General features: G+C 65.7%; 26 protein-coding genes, 1 tRNA gene and 1 riboswitch. Of the genes, 6 read left to right on the top strand and 21 right to left on the bottom strand.

The genetic code is table 11. From position 1 onward, the window contains the following. Positions 1 to 13: 13 nt before the first annotated feature. Genes D7S89_RS06360 through D7S89_RS06415 form a run of 12 tightly spaced genes read right to left on the bottom strand, consistent with a single transcriptional unit; the run spans position 14 to position 12,369 of the window. Entirely contained in the window at positions 14 to 1,198 is a 1,185-nt protein-coding gene (locus tag D7S89_RS06360; RefSeq protein ID WP_121276717.1) for a beta-ketoacyl-[acyl-carrier-protein] synthase family protein, read from the bottom strand. Further along, positions 1,195 to 3,597 (bottom strand): MMPL family transporter, encoded by a 2,403-nt coding sequence (locus D7S89_RS06365; RefSeq protein WP_121276719.1) that lies wholly within the window; start codon positions 3,595 to 3,597, stop codon positions 1,195 to 1,197. The genes D7S89_RS06360 and D7S89_RS06365 overlap by 4 nt, the downstream gene beginning before the upstream one ends. Continuing rightward, positions 3,597 to 4,283: an outer membrane lipoprotein carrier protein LolA gene (locus tag D7S89_RS06370; RefSeq protein ID WP_121276721.1), complete on the bottom strand. Its 687-nt coding sequence runs from the start codon at positions 4,281 to 4,283 to the stop codon at positions 3,597 to 3,599. The genes D7S89_RS06365 and D7S89_RS06370 overlap by 1 nt, the downstream gene beginning before the upstream one ends. Beyond that, positions 4,271 to 4,702, bottom strand: coding sequence for an acyl-CoA thioesterase (locus tag D7S89_RS06375; protein WP_121276723.1), 432 nt, complete (start codon positions 4,700 to 4,702; stop codon positions 4,271 to 4,273). The genes D7S89_RS06370 and D7S89_RS06375 overlap by 13 nt, the downstream gene beginning before the upstream one ends. Before the next feature lie 2 nt (positions 4,703 to 4,704). Then, entirely contained in the window at positions 4,705 to 6,288 is a 1,584-nt protein-coding gene (locus tag D7S89_RS06380; RefSeq protein ID WP_121276725.1) for an HAL/PAL/TAL family ammonia-lyase, read from the bottom strand. Then, positions 6,275 to 7,999 carry a glycosyltransferase family 2 protein gene (locus D7S89_RS06385; protein WP_121276727.1) on the bottom strand — a complete coding sequence of 575 codons (1,725 nt, stop codon included), beginning with the start codon at positions 7,997 to 7,999 and terminating at the stop codon, positions 6,275 to 6,277. The genes D7S89_RS06380 and D7S89_RS06385 overlap by 14 nt, the downstream gene beginning before the upstream one ends. Then, on the bottom strand, positions 7,996 to 9,684 hold the full coding sequence (locus D7S89_RS06390; RefSeq protein WP_121276729.1) for an ApeI family dehydratase: 1,689 nt from the start codon (positions 9,682 to 9,684) through the stop codon (positions 7,996 to 7,998). The genes D7S89_RS06385 and D7S89_RS06390 overlap by 4 nt, the downstream gene beginning before the upstream one ends. Continuing rightward, a complete protein-coding gene (locus D7S89_RS06395) occupies positions 9,681 to 10,331 on the bottom strand; it encodes a COG4648 family protein (RefSeq protein WP_121276731.1) in 651 nt (216 codons plus the stop codon). Before D7S89_RS06395 ends, D7S89_RS06390 begins: the two co-directional genes overlap by 4 nt. Before the next feature lie 4 nt (positions 10,332 to 10,335). Further along, complete coding sequence (locus D7S89_RS06400; protein ID WP_121276732.1) at positions 10,336 to 10,581, bottom strand: acyl carrier protein; 246 nt, start codon at positions 10,579 to 10,581, stop codon at positions 10,336 to 10,338. Between the two features lie 3 nt (positions 10,582 to 10,584). Next, on the bottom strand, positions 10,585 to 10,884 hold the full coding sequence (locus D7S89_RS06405; RefSeq protein ID WP_121276734.1) for a phosphopantetheine-binding protein: 300 nt from the start codon (positions 10,882 to 10,884) through the stop codon (positions 10,585 to 10,587). Further along, positions 10,859 to 11,665 (bottom strand): lysophospholipid acyltransferase family protein, encoded by an 807-nt coding sequence (locus tag D7S89_RS06410; RefSeq protein WP_121276736.1) that lies wholly within the window; start codon positions 11,663 to 11,665, stop codon positions 10,859 to 10,861. Before D7S89_RS06410 ends, D7S89_RS06405 begins: the two co-directional genes overlap by 26 nt. Continuing rightward, positions 11,662 to 12,369 (bottom strand): beta-ketoacyl synthase chain length factor, encoded by a 708-nt coding sequence (locus tag D7S89_RS06415; RefSeq protein WP_121276738.1) that lies wholly within the window; start codon positions 12,367 to 12,369, stop codon positions 11,662 to 11,664. Before D7S89_RS06415 ends, D7S89_RS06410 begins: the two co-directional genes overlap by 4 nt. A 3-nt stretch (positions 12,370 to 12,372) precedes the next feature. Between D7S89_RS06415 and D7S89_RS28260 the strand changes: the two genes are divergently transcribed. After that, positions 12,373 to 12,600, top strand: coding sequence for a DUF5374 domain-containing protein (locus D7S89_RS28260; protein WP_220702123.1), 228 nt, complete (start codon positions 12,373 to 12,375; stop codon positions 12,598 to 12,600). A 203-nt stretch (positions 12,601 to 12,803) separates the two neighbouring features. Beyond that, a riboswitch (yybP-ykoY riboswitch) is annotated at positions 12,804 to 12,942 on the top strand. An 81-nt stretch (positions 12,943 to 13,023) separates the two neighbouring features. After that, positions 13,024 to 13,596 (top strand): TMEM165/GDT1 family protein, encoded by a 573-nt coding sequence (locus tag D7S89_RS06420; protein ID WP_121276740.1) that lies wholly within the window; start codon positions 13,024 to 13,026, stop codon positions 13,594 to 13,596. Positions 13,597 to 13,670: 74 nt separating this feature from the next. Here D7S89_RS06420 and D7S89_RS06425 read toward each other — a convergent pair whose 3' ends face one another. Then, on the bottom strand, positions 13,671 to 14,366 hold the full coding sequence (locus tag D7S89_RS06425; RefSeq protein ID WP_121276742.1) for a DUF4136 domain-containing protein: 696 nt from the start codon (positions 14,364 to 14,366) through the stop codon (positions 13,671 to 13,673). Between the two features lie 198 nt (positions 14,367 to 14,564). Between D7S89_RS06425 and pepN the strand changes: the two genes are divergently transcribed. The 3 genes from pepN to D7S89_RS06440 all read left to right on the top strand — a co-directional run bounded on the left by pepN (position 14,565) and on the right by D7S89_RS06440 (position 18,650). After that, positions 14,565 to 17,255 (top strand): aminopeptidase N, encoded by a 2,691-nt coding sequence (pepN, locus tag D7S89_RS06430; RefSeq protein ID WP_121276744.1) that lies wholly within the window; start codon positions 14,565 to 14,567, stop codon positions 17,253 to 17,255. A gap of 243 nt (positions 17,256 to 17,498) precedes the next feature. Continuing rightward, positions 17,499 to 18,515, top strand: a complete 1,017-nt coding sequence (locus tag D7S89_RS06435) for a class 1 fructose-bisphosphatase (RefSeq protein ID WP_121276746.1) — start codon at positions 17,499 to 17,501, stop codon at positions 18,513 to 18,515. Positions 18,516 to 18,574: 59 nt separating this feature from the next. Beyond that, a tRNA-Thr gene (locus D7S89_RS06440) sits at positions 18,575 to 18,650 on the top strand. A 287-nt stretch (positions 18,651 to 18,937) separates the two neighbouring features. Here D7S89_RS06440 and D7S89_RS06445 read toward each other — a convergent pair. The 6 genes from D7S89_RS06445 to D7S89_RS06470 all read right to left on the bottom strand — a co-directional run bounded on the left by D7S89_RS06445 (position 18,938) and on the right by D7S89_RS06470 (position 20,395). Next, positions 18,938 to 19,177, bottom strand: coding sequence for a hypothetical protein (locus tag D7S89_RS06445; protein WP_121276748.1), 240 nt, complete (start codon positions 19,175 to 19,177; stop codon positions 18,938 to 18,940). Further along, the gene (locus D7S89_RS06450) at positions 19,170 to 19,349 is read right to left on the bottom strand and encodes a hypothetical protein (RefSeq protein WP_121276750.1); all 180 of its coding nucleotides are present in this window, start codon (positions 19,347 to 19,349) and stop codon (positions 19,170 to 19,172) included. Before D7S89_RS06450 ends, D7S89_RS06445 begins: the two co-directional genes overlap by 8 nt. After that, a complete protein-coding gene (locus D7S89_RS06455; protein WP_147426601.1) occupies positions 19,342 to 19,629 on the bottom strand; it encodes a hypothetical protein in 288 nt (95 codons plus the stop codon). Before D7S89_RS06455 ends, D7S89_RS06450 begins: the two co-directional genes overlap by 8 nt. Further along, complete coding sequence (locus D7S89_RS06460) at positions 19,622 to 19,897, bottom strand: hypothetical protein (RefSeq protein WP_121276754.1); 276 nt, start codon at positions 19,895 to 19,897, stop codon at positions 19,622 to 19,624. The genes D7S89_RS06455 and D7S89_RS06460 overlap by 8 nt, the downstream gene beginning before the upstream one ends. A 96-nt stretch (positions 19,898 to 19,993) precedes the next feature. Further along, positions 19,994 to 20,257, bottom strand: a complete 264-nt coding sequence (locus D7S89_RS06465) for a helix-turn-helix domain-containing protein (RefSeq protein ID WP_121276756.1) — start codon at positions 20,255 to 20,257, stop codon at positions 19,994 to 19,996. 3 nt (positions 20,258 to 20,260) lie between these two features. Further along, entirely contained in the window at positions 20,261 to 20,395 is a 135-nt protein-coding gene (locus tag D7S89_RS06470) for a type II toxin-antitoxin system RelE/ParE family toxin (RefSeq protein WP_121276758.1), read from the bottom strand. Between the two features lie 326 nt (positions 20,396 to 20,721). On the opposite strand from D7S89_RS06470, the gene D7S89_RS27120 reads away from it, so the two are divergent. Continuing rightward, positions 20,722 to 21,090 carry a hypothetical protein gene (locus D7S89_RS27120; protein WP_147426602.1) on the top strand — a complete coding sequence of 123 codons (369 nt, stop codon included), beginning with the start codon at positions 20,722 to 20,724 and terminating at the stop codon, positions 21,088 to 21,090. A 67-nt stretch (positions 21,091 to 21,157) separates the two neighbouring features. Here D7S89_RS27120 and D7S89_RS06485 read toward each other — a convergent pair whose 3' ends face one another. Together D7S89_RS06485 and D7S89_RS28115 are read right to left on the bottom strand one after the other, a co-directional pair. Beyond that, positions 21,158 to 21,466, bottom strand: coding sequence for a hypothetical protein (locus D7S89_RS06485; protein ID WP_245982728.1), 309 nt, complete (start codon positions 21,464 to 21,466; stop codon positions 21,158 to 21,160). Beyond that, the gene (locus D7S89_RS28115; protein ID WP_121276761.1) at positions 21,463 to 21,696 is read right to left on the bottom strand and encodes a tlde1 domain-containing protein; all 234 of its coding nucleotides are present in this window, start codon (positions 21,694 to 21,696) and stop codon (positions 21,463 to 21,465) included. The genes D7S89_RS06485 and D7S89_RS28115 overlap by 4 nt, the downstream gene beginning before the upstream one ends. Positions 21,697 to 21,784 lie beyond the last annotated feature (88 nt).

The following is a 21,784-nucleotide window of genomic DNA, read 5'->3' on the forward strand; positions in this document are numbered from 1 at the left end:
GCCGTTCGAAAGGTCAGCGTCCGAGCACGAGGCTCACGTTGCTGCCGCCGAACGCGAACGAGTTGCTCATTACGTAACGGCCTGCTGCCAGATAGCGCGCGTCTTCGATCAGATCGAGCCGCGGCAGCTCGGGATCGGCCTCACCGTCCCAAAGATGGCGCGGCAGCGGCACGTCGTCGCGCGCGAGCGTGAGCCACGCGAAGCCAAGCTCGGTCGCGCCCGCCGCACCGAGCGTATGGCCCGTCAGCGGCTTCGTGCCGCTCGTGGGCACGCCATGCGGAAACACGCGTGCCATCAGGCGGGCCTCCATCTCATCGTTCTTGCGCGTAGCCGTTGCGTGCAGATTGACGTAGCCGATCGACTCGGGCGCGATGCCGGCGTCACGCAGCGCCGCGCGCAGTGCGAGCTCACCACCGGCACCGCTCGGGTCGGGCGCCGAAATGTGATGCGCATCGCTCGATTCGCCGGCACCCACGAGCGCGACAGGCCCTTCGTCGCGGCTCATCAGGAACACGGCCGCCGCCTCGCCGACGTTGATGCCGGCGCGATTGGCGCTCATCGGGTTCGTGCGCACGACGCTCGTCGATTCGAGCGCGGCGAAGCCCCGCACGGTCAGCTCGCACAGCGAGTCGACGCCGCCCACGACCACTGCGTCGCAGAAGCCTTGATGGATGAGCCGCCGCGCACTCGCGAACGCCTTGCCGCTCGAGGTGCAGGCCGTCGAGATCGTGAAGGCCGGCCCCGCCAGACCCAGGGCGGCCGCGGCGAATGGGGCTGCCGAGCCGATCTCCATCTGCACGTAGTCGAACGGAGCATTGCCCGCGTTCGCCACTTCGCTCGCTTGCGGCAGGAAATGCGCTTCGCCGGCGCCGACACCCGACGTGCTCGTACCGAGCACGACGCCCACGCGGCCAGCGCCATAGCGCGCGCACGCCGCCTGCACGGCCGGCTCGATCTGCGCGAGCGCGGCCAGCAACAGCCGGTTGTTGCGGCAGTCGTAGCGTGCCAGATGCGCAGGCGGCGCCAGCTCGAGCGCCGCCGTCACGCGGCCGACGAACGCGCCCTGCGCGCCGCCCAACGACGCGTGCCCCATGCCGGGCGCGATACCGCTGGCCAGGCCACGCACGATCTCGTCGAGCCCGCTGCCGAGCGCATTGACCATGCCAAGCGCATGCAGATAAACACGGGGCGAACTCATCGACTTCTCCTGACGGCCGGCATGCCGATCGGCGCGAGCAGCACCGACACCGCGATGCCGAGCGCGAGCGTGGCGCCGAAATTCTTGAGCACGGGCATCGTGCTCATGCCGAGCAGCCCGAACGACAGCAGCGTGGTGCAGGCCGACAGTACGACGCCTGTCCATACCGCACCGACATCGGCGTGGTCGCGCACACTGCCCTCGCGCAAGAACACCGCATAGTTGGCGCCCACGCCGAGCACGAGCATCAGCGCAAGCCAATGGAACAGCGTGAGCGGCATGCCTGCATAGCCGAACGCCGCGAGCGCGACGCCGCACGCGAGCAGTACCGGCAGCGTCACGGCGAAGCCGGCAGCCGGACCGTAGCGCACCATCAGCAAGACCATCACGAGCGCGAGGGCCACCGCGAGCCACCAGCCGCTGTCGACGCGGTACGCCCCGAACAGGCGCGACACACTGGCGGCCTTGTCGACGAACACGACGCCCGGCATCGTCTGCGCGAGCTGGGCCAGCGCCGGCAGCTGCGCGGGCGTGGCGCCGAGCGGCAGCACGATCGCCGCATAGCCGGGCGTGCCCGCACGCGTGGCACCGAGCCACAGATGGCGGTACGGCCGCGACCATGGCGTCGCGAGCCATGCATCGAGCGTAACGGGCGCCGTGCCGGCTTGCGCGAACGCCTCGGCGTAGTGCGCACTCACGTCGTCGCGAAAGCCTGCTTGAGCAAGCGTGGCGCGCAACGTGTCGGGCGTGCCGAACACGCGCTGCGCGAGCAAGGCGCGATCGGCGGCCTGCTTGCGCGCCGACGGCACGAATTGCGACACCGCCTGCCAGCCCGTCAGTTGCGCCCCTTCGAGCGGCGCGTCGAGCCGTGCACCGAGCGCCTCACTGCGCTCCAGCACCTGTTCGACCGTCGCCCCCTTGACGACGAAAAAGCGCGCGTTGTCTTCGATGCCGATCGTCTCGCGCACCTGGCGCTCTTGCGCGGCGAGGCCCGGGTCGCGCTGCACGAGCAGGTGAATATCGTCGTCGCTGCTCAAGCGCAGCCAGCCCGGCACGGCCGCGGCCACGACGAGCGCAGTCACCAGCCACGCGCGCCGCCCGCCGATCGCGGCATGCCAGCGTTCGAGCAACGCGCGAGCGCCGGCGAACAAGTGTTGCGGCGCGCGGCGCGGTGCACGCACGAGCAGCGCCGGCAGCAATGACATGACCGACGCGAACGCCGTGGCGATGCCCGCCATCGCGAAGCAAGCGATCTGTTTGAGCGCCGGGAACGGCACCCACGCGAGAATCGCATAGCCGAGCAGGCTCGTCGCAAGCGCCACGGCGAGCGCAGGCCGCACCTCGCGCGCACCGCGCCTGGCATCCCAGTCGCGTCCCGCGCTTAGATAGAGCACGAAATACTGAATCGAATAATCGACGGCTTCGCCGATCAGGCTCGCGCCGAACACGAGCGTGAGCAGATGCAGCTCGCCGAACACGAGCATCGTCACGGCCAGTGCGCAGACGATGCCGACCGCCGTCGACGCGAAACCGAGCAGCACGAGCCGCGGCGCGCGAAACACCCACAGCATCAGCAACGCGATGCCGCACACGGAGACGATGCCGATCCAGTGGACGTCGCGCTCGGACGCACGACGTGCGGCATCGGCATAGAACACGGCACCCGCACGCGCCACGCGCACGTCGGGCATGGCCTGTTGCAGATGGTTCAGCGCAGGGTCGGTGGCCTTGCGCACGGCCGCTTGCGTGGCCGACTCGTAGGCCGAGCCCGGCAGCGCCGCCGTCACGAGCACGCTCGTGGAGGCACCCTGATGCGCGACCAGCATGCCGTCCTCGAGCCCGAGATTCGATGCGGCGAGCGGCAAGCCCGCGAACCAACGCCCGAGCCAGCCGAACGGATCGTCGGCAAGCGGCGCCGCGAGACCCGCCTGCACCGGATTGAACAGGCGCTCGGCCACCATGCCCGGCAGCGCCGCCGCCCCACCCTCGGTCAGCGCCGTGCGATCGGCATCGCTGAGCAAGCCGAAGCGATACGGCAGGTAAAAACGCGGAATCTGCGTCGCATCGAACGGCGGCAGCTGCGCGAGGACGTTGCGGAACGCACCGCTGGCCGCAAGCGTCTGCGCAAGCTGCTTGGCGCCGGCTTTCGCGCGCGCGGCGTCATGGCTCGTGACGAGAAAGACGGTGCGCTCGCCCATCGCTTGCGCGAGCGTGTCGATGGCCTCTTCGGCCACCGGGTCCGCCTCGGTCTTGGGGAGCAGCGCAAGCAGATTGGTCTGCAGCGGCGAGCTCTCCGTAAAGCGCCACACGCAATACAGCGCGGCAACGAGTGCTAGCGCGAGCCATGCGAGGCGCACGCCCCACACGCCCGTGCGTGCCGACGATCGCACCGCTTCCATCAGGGTGTCCCCCACAGCGCGCGCTCGTTCGGCGCCGGCGCATCGAACGCGGCGCTATCGGTAAAGTCGATGCGCGTCGTGTCGCCGTTCGCGGCCGTGATGACGAGCGTGCGCAGGAACGTGTCGCCATCCAGATGCAGGCTCTTGATCGCCTGCGCGAGCTGCGGCTGGTTCGGCGCGAGCTCGAGACGCCATGCGCGCAGCGTGCCGCTCGCGGTCACGTCGAATTGCGAGTACAGCGCCGACAGATCGCCGCCGAGCATCGCGCGCATCATGCGCGACACCTGTGCGATGCCACCCGCTCGCGGCGACGCGCGTGAGACGCGCTTACCGTTCGCGTCGATTTCGCTGACGCCCACATCGCCGATGACGTAGGTCGTGCGATACGGCGTGTCGATACGCCAGAGCACGCCGCGCTCGCGCCAGAACACCAGCGAGCCCGTGCTCACGAGCGGCGCCTTCAACGCGGCGAGTGTCTGCGTCTGCCGGAACTGCGCGCGCACGCCTGGCTTGCCGGCCAGAAGCGCGGTGATTTGTGCCACGAGGCGCGCGTCGTCGGCGGTGTTGGCGGCCGGCGCCGATGCGGCAGTCGCTGCCTGCGCAGCCACACTAAGGCCGCCGAACGCACCCAGCATGCCGAGTGCGAGGGTCAGCGCCAGCGCGCGAGTCCGAATCAGGGCAGCCATACGCGCTCCACGTTCTCATGCAAGACAGGCGGCGAGACGAACTGCAACTCGCGCGTCGCCGCGCAGACGGCGACCTGAATCGTGTAGCCCTTGGTCAAACGTTGGCTTGATGCAGCGTCGACGATCGCATAGCCGATCTTCAAGCGGTTCTGGTATTCGAGCAGCTCGGTGCGCACCTCGAGCGTCTGCCCGTATGTGGCAGGCCGAACGTATTTCAGATGCGCCTCGACGATCGGCCACAGATAGCCCGAAGCCTGCATCTGCGGATAGTCGTAGTCGAACACGCGCAGCAGCGCCGAGCGGCCGATCTCGAAGTACTTCAGATAGTGGCCGTGCCAGCACACGTTCATCGCGTCGACATCGTGAAACGGCACCTCGACGCGTACGCTCGCGCTCAGCGGTTGACGAGCCCGATCCATGCTCAATGGCCCTCGCCGTGCGTGCCGAGCAGCGTACCGCTCGCGATGCGGGCCGTCAGCGCGCGCAGCTCGGCTTCGAGCGGGCGGTCGTTGCCGACGAAAGCCGAGACGGTCGACACTTCGTCGACGAATGCCGCGAGCGGCGCCGTCAGCGTCGTTTGCGGGTTCATCGCCAGACGTAGACGTGCGGCCTGTACGGCCGCCAGCGTGTGCGCCGCGGCGACTTGCTCCGTCAGCTCGAGCACACGCAGGCAATCGCGCGCCGCGATCGTCCCCATGCTGACCTTGTCCTGGTTGTGCGCCTCGGTCGAACGCGAGAACACGCTGGCCGGCATGGTCAGCTTCAACGCCTCGGCCGTGAACGCCGACGCCGAGATCTGCACGGCCTTGAAGCCATGGCTGATCGGCGCGCGCTCGGGCGTGGCACCCGACAGATTGCGCGGCAAGCCGTTGTTGAACTTGTCGTCGACGATCAGCGCGAGCTGCCGATCCATCAGATCGGCCAGATTGGCCACCGCCGTCTTCAGCGAGTCCATCGCGAACGCGATGTGCCCGCCGTAGAAGTTGCCGCCATGCAGCACGCGCTCGCCATCGGGATCGATCAGCGGATTGTCGTTCGCGCTGTTCAGCTCGTTCTCGACGTCGCGCCGCACCCACGAGAGCGCGTCGCACGCCACGCCGATCACGTGCGGCGCGCAGCGGATCGAGTAGCGGTCCTGCAGACGCTGCTCGGGCGCATCGTGGCGGCCTGCGAGGTCGGCACGAATCCACGCCGCTGCTTCGGCCTGCCCGGCGTGCGGCTTGGCTTCGAAGATCAGCGCGTCGAAATGCGCGGCGCGGCCGTCGAGCGCCACCGTGCACAGCGCCGTGAGGCGTGCCGCCAGACGCGTCAGTTGTTCGGCGCGCGCAAAGGCCAGACACGCGAGCCCCGTCATGACGGCCGTGCCGTTCATCAGCGCGAGCCCTTCCTTCGGTGCGAGCACGAGCGGCGCGCGGCCGAGCTGCGCCCACACGTCGGCGGCCTGCTGCAGTTGGCCGTCATAAGCGACCTCGCGTTCGCCGACGAGCGCCGCAGCCACGTACGAGAGCGGCGTCAGATCGCCGCTCGCGCCGACCGAGCCTTCGGCCGGAATGCGCGGCAGGATACGCAGATTGACGAGGTCGGCAAGCCGCTCGAGCAGCACGCCGCGCACGCCCGAATAACCGAACGCGAGCGAATTGAGCCGCGCGACGATGACGGCCAGCGTCTCGGCGTGCTCGAGATAACGGCCCATGCCGCAACCGTGATAGCGCGTCAATTGCAGCGGCAGCGCCTCGACAAGTTCGGGCGGCACGCCGACGACGCAGGCGTCGCCATAGCCGGTATTGACGCCGTACACCGTCGCGCCGGCCGCCAGATGCTTGCGCAGAAACTCGGCGCCGCGCTCGATGCGCTCGCGCCATGCGGCGTCACCGGTCAGCGCCACGGTTGCCCGACCTTGCGCGATCGCCACGACCTCTTCGATCGTCAAGCGCCGCCCGCCGATCACCACCGGCGCGGTCTGCGCACTCGCCATCTTCGGCTCGCTCAAATCATGTTCGGCCATTCGCCGCTCCGCTGGGCCGTGCCCAGAAATCGAAAAAGTTGAACCATTGAAACGGCGCCTTGCGGCAGTAGTGTTCGAGCCGTTCGCTGTAGCGTCGCGCGTAGGCGGCCAGATGCTCGGCGCGCGCGCGGCGCGGCAACTCGATGCGTTGCGCGAACGGTTCGAAATACAGCGTGTGGCGCCCGTTCTGCTTGATGCAGAAGAACGTGTAGACCGGACAGCCCAGCGCATACGCAAGCACATACGGGCCTTGCGCGAACAGCGCGGGCACGCCGAGGAACGGCGCCTCGACCGTGCGGCCCGCCTCGTGTGCGGGCACGCGATCGCCGACGATCACGAGCAGTTCGCCCGCGTCGATGCGCTCTTGCATCATCATGGCCGTCTGCGGCCCGAAATCGGTGACTTCGATCAGGCGCGAGCGGAAATCGCGATGCGCGCCGGCCAGCACGCTGTTGAAGCGCCGTGCGTGTTCCGTATAGACGACGGCCGTCACTTTGGCCTGGCCCCCGCGCACGGCAAGCGCGCGTGTCATTTCGAGGTTGCCCAGGTGCGCGCCGATCACGAGCGCGCCGCGGCGGCTCGCCACGAGCGCATCGAACGGCGCGGGATCGTCGAAGGCGACCTTGCCGTGCGTCACGCGTCCCGACCACGCGGCGAGCTTGTCGAGCCCCGCCTGCGCGAACGCGAGCATATGCCGGTAGGCACTGCCCCAACCGGGCGCCGGCGTGCCGCCCTCGGGCGACGCCTCTTGCAGATGCGCGAAGTAGCGGCGCGACTCGTTGCGCGCCGCGCGCCCCGTCAGCAGGAAGTACGCGACGATCGGATGCAGCAACAGGCCGGTGACGCGCATGCCGAACAGACGGCAGCTCAGCGCGAGCAACTGCATGCCGGTACGGCTGCCCCGTTCGGCGATGCGCCACCAGCGTCCCGCTTTCGCGTGCGCGCCGGTCTCCGGCGCCGCGCCGCGCCGCGGCAACACCTTGTAGCCGAGCAGCAGCGGCAAGCGCAGCAGCATGCCGGCGACAAGGCGCGTGTGGCTCTTGCTGATGCGCACGTTGTCGCGCACGACGTCGAAATGCGACAGGCCGCCTTGCGCGTAGGTCACGTGCGTGGGGATCGTGTGAAAGCGCAAGCGCCGCCACGCGAGCCGCACGAGGATCTCGATGTCGAAGTCCATGCGCGTGGGCAAGGCGACATCGTCGATGAGCTTGCAGGCGGCCTCGAGCGGATAGAGCCGGAAGCCGCACATGGCATCGGGGATCTGGAACGACAGCGTTTCGATCCACACCCACACGTGCGTCAGATAGCGACCGTACAGACGCGCCTTCGGCACGCTCTCGTCGTAGACGGGACGCCCGAGCACGACCGCATCGGGCATCGCCTGCGCAGCGTCGAGAAAGCGCGGCACGTCGGCGGCATCGTGCTGGCCGTCCGCATCGATCTGCAACGCGTGCGTGTAGCCCGCTGCAAACGCGGCACGCAGCCCCGCCATCACGGCGGCACCTTTGCCGCCGTTCACGGGCAGGCGCTGCAGCACGACCTGCGCACCATGCGAGCGTGCCAGCTCGGCCAGCACCGCCTGCGTCGCCGCATCGCTGCCGTCATCGACGACGAACATCGGCAACCCGTACGGCGCGAGCCGGGCAAGCGTCGCGCCGATCTCGTCCTTGTGGTTGTAGATCGGAATGACGATGGCGGCCCGCACGCTCATGCGCACTCCCGATAGACGAGAAGGCCCGAGGCGCTTTCGCGCGTCCCGAGCCGATAGACAAAACGCACGCGCGCTCGCGCGCTGTCAGGCGTCAGCGTCAACTGGAGCACCGCGCCGGGCGGCACAGGTGCCATGAATTTGAGCCGGTCGATCGAGCGAATCTCGCGTACGCCATCGACATGCTCGGCCGAGAAGCGCACGGCCCAGTCGATCTGCACGACGCCAGGCAGAATCGGCAACTGGGGGAAATGGCCCTCGAAATGCACGAGCGTCGGCGGCACGCGCAACTCGTAGTGATGCGCGCCGTCGTACGCGCACTGCGCGAGCACTTCGACGCCTTCGGCGCGTGGCTCGAACGCCAGCGCGACTGCCGCGGCCGGCAGCTTGCCGCGCGCATCGAACGGCAATTGCGAGCAAAAGCGCCAGCGCCGCGGCAACACGACCGCATCGACGTAATCGGCCAGATGCGCGCGCAGCACACCGGTGAATGCAACACGACCCTGTTCGCCAAGCGCCCGGCCACCGGCCTCGGTCAACGCGACGAGCACACCAAGCCGCTCGCGCGACGTGCCCGGCAATACGACCGCGGCCGCTTGCGCGACGTACGGATGACGCGCAAGCTGCGCCTCGATCTCGGGCAACGAGACGCGTTTTCCGTCGAGCTTCACGACGCGGTCGAGCCGCCCTTGCAGACGAAAGCGCCCATCGGCATCGAACGCGATCGCATCGTCGGTACGATGCCAGTCGTCATGGCCGAGATGCGGCGAGCGCAGCATCAGCGCCCCGTCGTCATCGCGCTTCACTTCGATGCCCGGCATCGGCTGCCAGGCCGGCGACGCATGCTGCTGACGCCACGCGATGCCGCCGGTCTCCGTGCTGCCATAGATCTCGGCAGGCGCGGCACCAAACGCGCGCCCATAGGCAAGCGCGGCATCTTCTGACAACGGCCCGCCCGAGGAAAAGAACCAACGCGGTGCCGGTGCCAGCGTGTCGAAACCCGGCAACGCGGGCCAGCGTGCGAGATGCGCGGGGCTCGAGACGACGGCCGCCGCGCCGCACGCGGCCAGTCGAGCCTGCAGTTGATGCGGCTCGCCACACGTGGCGCGATCGAACGCGCGCCCGGCCGCGAGCGGCCAGAACACGCGAAACAGCAAGCCGTAGATATGGTGATGCGGCACGCTCGCGAGCATCGTTGCATCGCCGAGCGAAGCGCCCCACTGCCGCTCGAGCGTCCGCACTTCGGCATCGAACTGCGCCAGCGTCTTGTCGACGGCCTTGGGCACGCCGCTGCTGCCCGACGTGAACAGCGTCAGACGCGCATGGGCGTCGATGCGCAGCGGCCGGGTCGCGTCGTCGTCAGCAGTAGCCGAAAACAGCGCAAGCATGTCCGCATCGGTCAGCAACGCGTCGTAGGCATCGCCGAGCGCAGCCAGATAGGCCGGCGTGGCGGTGGCCGGGATGACGATGTCCTTGCCGCTCGCAAGCAGCGCGTAGAGCGCGCACGTGAAGTCGAACGGATCATCGACGCACAAGGCGATGCGCGTGCCCGCTTGCGCGCGCAGCGTCTTCACGCCGGCGGCCACGCGTGCCTTGAACGCGGCGAAATCGATGCACCCAGCGCCGTCGGCGCACACGGGCGTTGCTGCGGCACGCTGGGCGTGCAACAGCTCATGCAAAGCGATCATGCAGCCTCCTGCCGCTCACGGGTGTCGGCACGCAGCACGAAAACGTGGCGCCAGACGACTTCGCCGATGATCAGCACGCCGATGAGCCCATAGGCGAATACACCGTTATAGAGCGCCCATTGCGCGCGCGAGCCGGCCAGCGCCAGGGCGGCCGCGACGAGTCCGTTCAGCGCGAAGAACGCGCACCACACCTGCGTAACACGACGGGTGTGGCGCACAGCCCGCGGCGACAGCTCGGGTTTGCGCAGCCGCGCAAACTTTTCGATCATCGACGGCCCGCCATTGAAAAGCGTGGCCGCGAAGGCGGCGAACATGCCCGCATTCACGAACACGGGATAAAGGCGCAGCAACAGCTCGCTGCCGGTCAGCGCAATCGCGGCCGAGGCGCTGCTCAGCACCAGCGCGACCGTCCACTCGAGCGCGCTCAAGCGCGCGAGCAACGCGGCTACGCTGCCCGCGCCGACCCAGCGTTGCAACCACAGCAGCGCCAGCAGCGCGAGGCCGATATAGCGCGGCTCGCCGATACGCCAAGCCGCCAGAATCACGACCGGATAGGCGAGCTTGAGCAGCACCTGGGCAAGCGCGCGCGCAGGGCGGCCGAGCGCGCCGCGGCTCTTGCCCGGCGCGCGACTCGGGGCTGCCTGCATCGAGTCAGGCGGCAAGCAGCGACTGGACCGCGGCAACCACGTCGCCGACCGTGCGCACCGTCTTGAACTCTTCAGGCTTGATGCGCCGGCCCGTCATCTCCTGCAGCTTGATTGCCAGATCGACGGCATCGATGCTGTCCAGATCGAGCTCTTCGAAAAGATGCGCTTCAAGCGTCACGCGCTCGGGCTCGATACCGAAGTTCTCATTGAAGATGGCGCGGATGCGCTCGAGGATCTCTGCGTCCGTCACGATTTATTCCCCTTGTTTTGCAGTGGCGTTGTCGGCATGTGCGAGGCTGCGCTGGCTTTGCACCAGCGCGGCGAGCGTGTTGATCGAGCGAAAGTGCTCGCGCGTACGTTCGTCGTTGGCCGCGATCGTGAGCTGATAGTGCTTGCGCAGCACGATGCCGATCTCGAGCGCGTCGATCGAGTCGAGGCCGACGCCGTCCGTCGCGAACAGCGGCGCGTCGTCGTCGATGTCGGCCGGGCTCATGTCTTCAAGATCGAGCGCCTCGATCAACAGCTGCTTAATTTCGAGTTTTAAAGAATCCATAGACAAACAAATGCTCGGTGATGTGTGCTTGTACTGCGTGAGTAACGGTGCGCGCGGCCAGCGCGGGCGAGGCGTCGTCGCCGGCCAGCGCGTCGAGTGCGAGCGGCTCGAGCACGGCGATGCGCATCGTGAACGGGCGCGTCGGCACGTGATACCAGCGCATCTGTTTCGTAAAGGCCGGCGGGTCGCAATCGATCAGCACGGGCCGGATTGGAATGCCGGCCTTCAGGGCCATGTGCGCGAAGCCGCGCGAAAACGGATGCAGGCGATCGCCGCCCGGGCTGCGCGTGCCTTCGGGAAAGACGATCATCGTGTAGCCCTTCTCGAGCTGCCGCGCGCCGGCCTCGATGAGTTCGGCCGGATCGGCATTGCTCACGTATTCGGCCGCGCGCACGATGCCCCAAAAGCACGGGTTGCCCCAATGCGCGTTCTTGACGACGCAGCAGGCGCGGGGCGTCAGCGACAGCAGCACCATCACGTCGAGGTAGGTCGGGTGATTGGCGACGACGACGGCCGGCCCGCGCGCGCGCAAGGCGGCAACGCCCGACACGTCGAGCTTCATGACGCCGATCACTTGCAGCATGGCGACGAGCGCGCGGAAGAACCAGTGGATGACGGTGGAGACCGCGGCTTGCCGCGACGCGCGATGCGGCCACAGCCAGGCGAACGGAAAGACGAGGACCGAGAACAGCACGCCGCAGGTGCCGAAGCCCACGAACGCGGCGCCCGTCGCGATGAGCCGCCAGCCGTGGTCGAAACGCTCGAGGAACGTGCGGCTCATATCGCCCCGCCCTCGCGCCAGTGCCATTGCCAGTGACGTCCGAGGGCCCGCCATGCTGCCGGCGCGCGCGCCTCGAGGCAGTGCACCACTGCCTCGCTCTGAGTGGGGAAGCCGCGCGCGATCGACGCAGCGTCATCGGTCGACTCGGCCTCGCCGCGCGCGATGCATTCGAGATGCCCCGGCGCGTCGCCATCGAGCAGCAGCGCGAGCGCACCGTTGCCGACTTCGTGATCGACATGACCGTAGCGCGGATCGGCCGGCTCGTCGGCATAGACGACCAGCACCGGCGTTGCCGGATCGGCGTGCCATTGCGCGTGAGCTTCGAGCAAGGCGTAGCCGAGCGTTTCGGCACCCGCGGCGATGGCCGTGGCCGGCGAGCGGTCGCCGCGCACGATGCCGTAAATGCCTGTCATGGCATTGAGGACCGACAAGCTGAATGCGGTCGGAGAGACGGGTTGGTCGCTCGCGAGAGCGTCGAGGATGGAAGCGGTGCGGCGCAATTCGCCGTGCCGGGAAGCGAATATCACGCGTACGGCGTCGTATTGGGCCGCGCAGTCATAAGCGACCTTCAACGCCATTTTAGAGAGAGCACTCAAACGCCGGCGCACGATCGGCTCGACGAACGGCAGCTCGGGCGTCTTCGCCTCGGCAGCCGGCCAGAAGGACCAGCGGGCGACCGGGATGGTCAAACGCAGATCGAGCATATCGTGTTCGCTTTCCGAATCGAAACCGCCTTTTGCAGGCGCAAAGATGCGAACGACGACAGCCCTCTACGGCACTCTCGCGTACCACACCCCCGGTTGGTCCAATATTTGGTTGTTGGTTTGTGCTGTCCGGGCACAACGGCATGCGAGAACCGAATACGGCAAAACTTGCTGCTGTTTCGAGTCGAATGCGATACGAGTAGAGTAGCCCGGACTCGCCGGCCGCAATAATACATGAAGATCCCGAGCTAAAAACAGAACAAATCGACAGTTGCGATCACGTTCGTCTCATCCCCACGACGCGGTAATCGTCGACGAATCGGGAAAACTGTCCGCGGGCCGTCACTATTACAAATACCTTATGCGACCGATCAGCCGTTCGCGCTCCCGCCGCCCCGCCCCACTCGCGCGGCACCGGCTGACCGTGGTAGAATCCGCCCCTCATTGGGGAGTAGCCGCCCCGCCGCTCGCACCTCGCACGAGGCCCGCGATTGACCGGCGGGGGCGTCCGTCAACAGACTCGGCCTGCGCGGCCGTGGCGGATGCAGCCTCTGGCCTGGCGAGACCGATGATCCATGCGCGCGCCGCTTCAGGGCCCGGCTGCGCCATGGGTCGTCGCTCGCACTCATCTCGGCCCGAGGAAAATCGTCAAAAGTGGAACAAGCCTTTCTGATCTCGACCGGAGCGGTCGCGCTCGCCGAAATCGGCGACAAGACTCAACTGTTGTCGCTCGTGCTCGCCGCTCGCTATCGCAAGCCGGTGCCCATCATGCTCGGAGTACTCGCCGCCACGATCGCCAACCATGCGTTCGCCGGTGCGATCGGCACCTGGCTCGGCGCGCTGGTCACGCCTTCGGTGATGCGCTGGGCGCTCGCCGTATCGTTCATCGTCATGGGGATCTGGGTGCTCGTGCCGGACAAGCTCGACGCGAACGACGCCGGCATCGCGCGCAGCCGCCTCGGCGTGTTCGGCGCGACCGTGGTCACCTTCTTTCTCGCCGAGATGGGCGACAAGACGCAAATCGCCACCATCGCGCTTGCCGCGCGCTTTCACGACTTCTTCGGTGTGGTCGCCGGGACGACGCTCGGCATGATGATCGCGAACGTGCCGGCCATCCTGCTCGGCGAGCGCTTCGCCCACCGCCTGCCCACGGCCGCTGTGCACGCCGTTGCGGCTGTGCTGTTCGTCGTGCTCGGCGCACTCGCCTTTCTGCGTGTAGGCGGTTGAGCTCGACGGTCGGGCAACTCACTGATTGATGGTGGAGCCGGCGGCTCGAGGCCGGCTCCGTCTGCCTATCGTGGTTACTGCATCGGCGCTGCGGCTGCCGCGCCGCTGACCGCGGCGGGCGCCACCGGCCGTTCGTTCGAGAGCGCACCACCGTCGCCGCGCTTGTCGAGCGGAACACGTACCGTCCGCACGGCACCGTTGCCGAGCGGGAAATCGGCCAGCGCGCTGCGCACGAGATACGGCATCGCGCGCACGAGCGACGACTCCTCGTCCGTGTTACGGGCCGTCACCTTATAAACCTCACGGCCTGTCGCCTGCTCGGTGATGCGGATGCCCAGCGTATGCGTGTAGACCGGATAGCTCTGGCTCACGTACTGCGGCGGGAACGGGCCGATCGGCCCCCATGGATCGAACGGCCGCCAGAACGGATTCGGCCACGGGTTACCGTAGAAGACGGGCTGCGTGACCGTCGCCATGTCGCCGTGAAGCTCGTAAGTCAGGCCCACTAAATAATGGGCAGCCGTTTGCGCCACGGGCTTGAAGGAATAGGTTTCGAGCTCGCTCGCCACCAGTCGCTCGTAAGTCGCTTGCTCGATGCTGTTTTCCTGCTCGGCCGAGCGCGCGAACGCATAGGTGCGCGTCGCATCGCTGCCGCTCCAATTCGAGAAGGCGGTGACCTGCGTCGTCACGTAGGTCGTGCAGCCCGACAGCAGCATTGCTGCAGCCGCCACCGTCGGCGCCAGCAGGCGCCAAACTCGTTGCCACTTCATTCTGACTCCCTCATGTGTCTCGTCCATCGCCCGCCCCCAAGCGGTTGCGCGCTCTGATCCGATGATACGCCGACCGAGACTCACCTCGAAAGTCCGCATTCCGACGAAGCACGATGTGCGCGGCCTTTGTACAATGACCGGCTCTCCCCTCGCCCGCCACGAGCGCGCGAGCCGAACGGTCTCTTTCATCGAACCGCCATGTCCGATACCGCCAGCCCTGCAGTGATCCGCCGCGCCGACTACGCGCAGCCCGCCTTCCTCATCGACTCGGTCGCTCTCGAGTTCGATCTCGTGCCCGAGCGCACGATCGTCAAGAACACGATGCGCCTGCGCCGCAACCCCGATGGCGCGCCCGGTGCGCGCCTCGAGCTGATGGGCGAAGCGCTCGAGCTCGTCTCCGTGGCGTTGAACGGCGTGCCGCATGCCGAGCACCGCGCGCACGAGCACGGCCTGACGGTCGAGAACCTGCCCGACGCGTTCGAGCTCACCATCGTGAGCGCGTGCCAGCCCGCCGAGAACACGACGCTCTCGGGCCTTTACGTCTCGAGCGGCAACTTCTTCACGCAGTGCGAAGCCGAGGGCTTCCGACGCATCACCTACTTCCTCGACCGCCCGGACGTGATGGCCATCTACACCGTCACGCTGCGTGCCGACAAGGCCGCCTATCCGGTCCTGCTGTCGAACGGCAACCTCGTGGAAGAAGGCGAGCTGCCCGATGGCCGCCACTTCGCCAAATGGGAAGATCCGTTCAAGAAGCCGAGCTACCTGTTCGCGCTCGTCGCGGGCAAGCTCGTCGCGATCGAAGAACGCATCCGCTCGGGCTCGGGCAAAGAGAAGCTGCTGCAGGTGTGGGTCGAGCCGCACGATCTCGACAAGACGCGCCATGCGATGGATTCGCTGATCAACTCGATCCGCTGGGACGAAGCGCGCTTCGGCCTCGAGCTCGACCTCGATCGCTTCATGATCGTCGCCGTCAGCGACTTCAACATGGGCGCGATGGAGAACAAGGGGCTCAACATCTTCAACACGAAGTACGTGCTGGCCAATCCTGAAACGGCGACCGATACCGACTTCGCGAACGTCGAAGCCGTGGTCGGCCACGAGTACTTCCATAACTGGACCGGCAACCGCATCACCTGCCGCGACTGGTTCCAGCTGAGCCTCAAGGAAGGCCTGACCGTGTTCCGCGATCAGGAATTCTCGGCCGACATGCAAGGCGGCGACACGGATGAAGCCGCGCGCGCGGTCAAGCGCATCGAAGACGTGCGCGCGCTGCGGCAGTTCCAGTTCGCCGAAGACGCGGGTCCGATGGCGCACCCGGTACGCCCCGAGAGCTACGTCGAGATCAACAACTTCTACACGATGACCGTCTACGAGAAAGGCGCGGAAGTCGTGCGGATGTATCAAACGCTGTTCGGCCGCGACGGCTTCCGGCGCGGCATGGATCTGTACTTCAAGCGCCATGACGGCCAAGCGGTGACCTGCGACGACTTCCGTCTCGCACTCGCCGACGCGAACGGCCGCGACCTCACGCAATTCGAGCGCTGGTACAGCCAGGCGGGTACGCCGCGCGTCTCGGTGCGCACGGCCTACGACAGCGCCCAACGCCGCTATGCCGTCACGCTCACGCAGCACTACGGCGATTGCGCGCCGGCCGCGCGCGAGACGCAAACGGGCCCGCTCCTGATCCCGTTCGCGCTCGGCCTGATCGGTCGCGACGGCCGCGATGTTCCGCTGCGCCTCGAAGGCGAAACGCAAGCGGCTGGTACGACGCGTGTGTTGGAACTGACCGAAGCCGAGCAGACGTTCACGTTCGTCGACGTTGCCGAAGCGCCGCTGCCCTCGCTGCTGCGTAACTTCTCGGCGCCCGTCGTCGTCGAGTACGACTACACGAACGATGAGCTCGCTTTCCTGCTCGCGCACGACAGCGATCCGTTCAACCGCTGGGAGGCCGGCCAACGGCTCGCCACGCGCGAACTGCTCGCCCTGACGGCGCGTGCGGCAGCCAGCGAACCGCTCTCACTCGACGATTCGGTCGTCGCCGCGTTCGCGCGCGTGCTGACCGACGAATCGCTGTCGCCGGCGTTCCGCGAGCTCGCCCTGATCCTGCCGTCGGAGGCGTATCTGGCCGAACAGATGGCCGAGTCCAATCCCGCGGCGGTGCACGCGGCGCGCCAGTTCATGCGCAAGCGTCTGGCCACGGCGCTGCGCGCCGAATGGCTCGCCGTGTACGAGCGCCATACCGCGAGCGGCCCGTACGAGCCGACGCCGAAGGCCACCGGCCATCGCGCGCTGAAGAATCTCGCCCTCGCTTATCTGGCCGAGCTCGACGACCCGGTCGACGCAATCCGCCTGGCGAACGCGCAGTACGACGCCGCCAATAACATGACCGACCGCGCCGCCGCCCTCGCAGCTTTGCTGGCGGCCGCCACCACGGCCGGCGCTGCGGCGGCCCAACCCGCGCTCGACGACTTCTACCGCCGCTTCGAGAACGAACCGCTCGTCATCGACAAGTGGTTCGCGATGCAGGCGATGCAGCGCGGCAGCCTTGACCGTCGCATCATCGACGTCGTGGGCAAGCTGATGGCTCACCCGGCCTTCACGCTGAGGAATCCGAATCGTGCACGCTCGTTGATCTTCAGCTTCTGCACGCACAACCCGGCACAGTTCCATGCCGAAGACGGCTCCGGCTACGCGTTCTGGGCCGAGCAAGTGATCGCCCTCGATGCGCTCAATCCGCAAGTCGCAGCGCGCCTTGCGCGTTCGCTCGAGCTGTGGCGGCGCTATACGCCGGCGTTGCGCGAGCGCATGCGCGAAGCGCTCGAGCGTGTGGCGAGCCAGGTGAAATCGCGCGACGTGCGCGAAGTCGTCGAAAAGGCACTTGCCTGACGCAGGGCCTTCGCCTGCTGCTGCGCCCGTCGCAGGAGCGGGCTGCATGGCACGAACCGGCACTTCGGTGCCGGTTTTTTTTCGCGTATCGCACCCACTGCGCGCCCACGGCAGCCCGCGGCGGCTCGGTGTGCAAGTCGCGCAACGGCGTACGTCACGCCACCCGCCGACACAAAAAGACGGAGCCGCGCACGCTGCGGCGAGTAAAATCGGCGGCATTCTCATGCTTCCCGGAGTACCGTAATGGCTTTGCAACGACGTACCACCCTTTCGAAATTCCTGATCGAGCAGCAGCGCGAGACGCACAACCTGCCTGCCGATCTGCGCCTGCTGATTGAAGTCGTCGCGCGCGCCTGCAAGCTCATCAGCTATCACGTGAGCAAGGGTGCACTGGGCGACGCCCTCGGCACGGCCGGCAGCGAAAACGTACAGGGCGAGGTGCAGAAGAAGCTCGACATCCTGTCGAACGAAATCCTGCTCGAGGCCAACGAATGGGGCGGCAACCTCGCCGCGATGGCATCGGAGGAAATGGAGAAGCTGTTCCCGATCCCGTCCAATTACCCGCGCGGCGAGTACCTGCTCGTATTCGACCCGCTCGACGGCTCGTCGAACATCGACGTCAACGTGTCGATCGGCACGATCTTCTCGGTGCTGCGTTGCCCGGACGGTCAGGAGGCCACCGAGGAATCGTTCCTGCAGCCTGGCACCCAGCAGGTGGCGGCCGGCTATGCCGTCTACGGGCCGCAAACGGTGCTCGTGCTGACGACCGGCAATGGCGTGAACTGCTTCACGCTCGACCGCGAGCTCGGCTCGTGGGTGCTCACGCACAGCAACCTGCGCATTCCTGAAGACACGCGCGAGTACGCGATCAACGCCTCGAACGAGCGCCACTGGTACCCACCCGTGCAGCGGTACATCGGCGAGCTCATCGACGGCAAGACGGGCCCGCGCCAGACCGACTTCAACACGCGCTGGATCGCCTCGATGGTGGCCGACGTCCACCGGATCCTGAATCGCGGCGGCATCTTCATGTACCCAGCCGACAAGCGCACCCCGGACAAGCCCGGCAAGCTGCGGCTCATGTACGAGGCGAACCCGATGGCGTTCATCGTCGAGCAGGCCGGCGGCGCCGCAACGAACGGCACGCAGCGCATCATGGAAGTCCAGCCCAAGAGCCTGCACGAGCGTGTAGCGGTGTTCCTCGGCTCGAAGAACGAGGTCGAACGCGTGACGAGTTACCACCTCGAAGAAAAAAAATGAAAAAAGGGGTTGCCAACCTGCTCGAAGCGTCTCTATAATCGCGTTTCTCTGATGCAGATGCCGGAATAGCTCAGACGGTAGAGCAGCGCATTCGTAATGCGAAGGTCGGGGGTTCGATTCCTCTTTCCGGCACCAAAGATTCAGCAAAAAGCCCAGTCCTCGTGACTGGGCTTTTTGTTTTCTGGGTCCATGTAACCGGATTTCATCAATCGCGGCTCGTGGCATCACTACGTGATGTGCTCGAAACGTCCGCGAGGTCGAGACACCTGGAGAGGTCAAGAGGGCTGGCACTCCATAATCCCGCTCGGCCAGACGCGCCATTCGTCGCCGTCACAGCGATAGAACAGAACCGACAGCCCTCCCAAGCCGGTGAAGGTGTTCAGCTTTTCACCCTACCCTGCTGAGGCAAGTGCTGAAAGATCTTACTTCGCCTTTGTCGCTCGAAAAGTGCGCAGTTCCTCAATGTCGATGCCGAAACGGTCCGATACTTTTTGCAACTGTTCGTCAGTCGCTGCTGGACGGATGACGACAAACGTGGGACCGTCCCATGCCTGCTCAAACCGACAAGGCCAGTCAACGAGGCAGCCTAACCGCTTGTCGCCGTAGGTGGTCACGATGACTTCGGGGTTGGAGAAGTCGTCACCGGTGGATTGCTCATGCATGGCACACCTCCGTCACACCTGCCCCGACCTTTTGCAACATGCCAAAGAACGCATCGATGTGCGATTCGTTCGCCACCTCGAAGGACTGCTCGCGGACGACACGTAAGCCCATTGTGGACGTACTCAACGCCTGTGCCTCGCGGACAAGTTGGTCCTGAGCATCGTTATTCATTTTCTGCCTCTCGGTTGGCTTGTTCGATAGCAGCCTGGACAGAATCAATCAGCGCTTTGGCAATCGCCCCAGAAATAATTGCCGGATAAGGGGACTCTTCGTCCGCCTTGTAATTCAAAGCTATCGGCCACAGCGCATCGAGAGCAGTTGCAAGGTGACACGACGCGTCCTGCAAGGCATCCAAGATTGGCTGCCCTGCAGAAACCGTCAGTGAGCGGGTATGAACGCCGCCTGCATCGATAGGGGCTCTGACGGTCGTGAGAGCTCGGATGTCAGCCATGTCGCACTCCGCGGGCATTGAGGCCGGCCTTCATCGCGCGCTCCCGAATTACATCGATATCATCAGCTTGCAAGTCGGCTTGCAGGGCTCCATGCTCGCAAAGCTTCTTGATTTCACGGTCATCTGTCAGCCTGGAAATGCAGCGAAAGATCGCACTCATTGCCTCCGCCTGCTCGTGGGTGATATCTGCGATGCTTTCGATGTCGCCAACGGAAACGGGCTCAAATCCGTCTATGGTGATGCGTTCTGTAGAATGGTTCTTTGTCATGGTACGGACCTCCACTAAAGGTCGCATTGTGGCCAGGCGGGGCAAGTGTTGGCGCACCTGCTCCCGCCGCTTCTGCCTGATACCGTCAGACGGCGGTCATACTACTTTGCGGCTTCCAGTCGCTTCGGCGTAACGCGACCGCGTACGCAGCGACGGCATCGTTCGTCCGCTTTCCATGCGTGCGATAGCCGATCGGGTCGTCTGCATCTTCTCGGCCACCTGCTCCTGAGTCAGTCCGGCACGCACGCGCGCAGCGATGAATTCGCGCGCAACGGCAAATTCCGGTGCTTGCGCCTCGTACTCGGCCAGGCTGACCAAGTCGGCCAGCAGTTGCCTCTTCAGGGTTGCAAGGTTAGTCATCTCTCAATCCTCTTTTATCCGGACGTAGGCCGTTTCGTTGACCCGACGCGGCGTCTTCTTCACAAACACGTGCAGCACAACCAGACGCTGCCCGGTTGGGGGGGCGTAAATGGCTCGCACAATGCCTGAAGGCCTCATGAGCGGCCCGCTTCGTCCTGCACCTGGTCGATAGTTCCGCTAATCGTCACGCGCACTGTGGCGCCGTGGAGCCTGCACTGGAAGATATAGGACTTTGCGCCGTTGGCCGTCGCTCAGAGCCCCAAAGCGAGGGTCTTGCCGTCCCAAAGGAACGCCTGCGACCTGCCGGCGGGGCATTTATGTCGGAAAAACCCGGTCCTCGTGACTGGGCTTTTTGTTTTCTGGGGGCAGTCTAGGCGTTCCGGTCAATCTTGTTGCCGCTGGGTGCGCAATCTTCCCGCCACCCGTACCATCCACGTACAAACGAAATGGCGTCGAGGAGCAACATGGGCGGATGGACTCGAATCTGGGTGGTCTTAACCGTGGTGGTCGGCGCATTGGCCGGTTGGATGTATGTAGAGGACGTCCAATATGGTGAGCGACAGGCCAACAATGCTTACAAGGATGCACTCGACGGATACGACAACTGTCGCCAGACACCAGCGGCACCACAAGGTCCGCCGGACGCTTTTAGCCAGTTCCTGAAGGATGCCTGCGACTATGCGGCACAGCCTCGCGTTCGATACGCCAAGCAGCAAGCCCAGCAGCGCGACCATGCAACCGCGAGAGCAAAAAGGGACGCCGCAAGCAGAGCATTCTCGACGGTCAGTTGGGTTAGCGGAACGGTCGGAGCGCTATTCCTGGCCATTGGATAGGTGTGGTGCGGGTTTCGCAGAAAGAAGCGGATCTAACCGGCACAAGCCCCATTTCACCAAACCTGCTTCAGTCAGTCGCGGCATGCGAATGGCGCGAAACATAGCCGCGAATTACCCAATTGCCAAGCCACACCAGCCCACCAACGAACAGCAACGACACCACGAAATAGAGAAGCCACGCGAGCACCTCCATATCGTCCGGGTTTGCCAGTTCACTATGTCCAACTAGCCTTAGCGCCCCACGAATGAACATATCGACGGCATATGGCATATTGAACGGAAGCCGGCCTATCAGTTCGTTCAGATACCAGGCGCCAACCACCGTCAACGCTATGTTCACGAGCCACAACGCGGCCCTACCTGCGCGAGCACTCATTGAACCTCCACCGTACCGTACGCCTTAAACGTAGTCCGAGGGCCAGATTGCCGGTCCACAATGTAGTAGGTCCCCTTCGGAATCGGGCCAATGTCTTCTTTGGCCGCCGCCGCTGGGTTATCACGCCCGTCTCTTTGCCCCGAAAAAGCTGCCAAGCCCCCGACTCCGGGACAAGCAAGTACCGACGTTTGCTTACTATTCAGCTTGAACGTGCATTGAATTAATCGCATTAGATAGTTCTCTCTGGCTACCTACGTAAGGGTCGAGAAAGCACCGCTGATGCCGCAAGCCGTGAGCTTACCCACCTTTTCGCGATCG

The organism is Trinickia fusca (assembly GCF_003628145.1).
In the GTDB taxonomy this organism is placed as follows: Bacteria; Pseudomonadota; Gammaproteobacteria; order Burkholderiales; family Burkholderiaceae; genus Trinickia; species Trinickia fusca.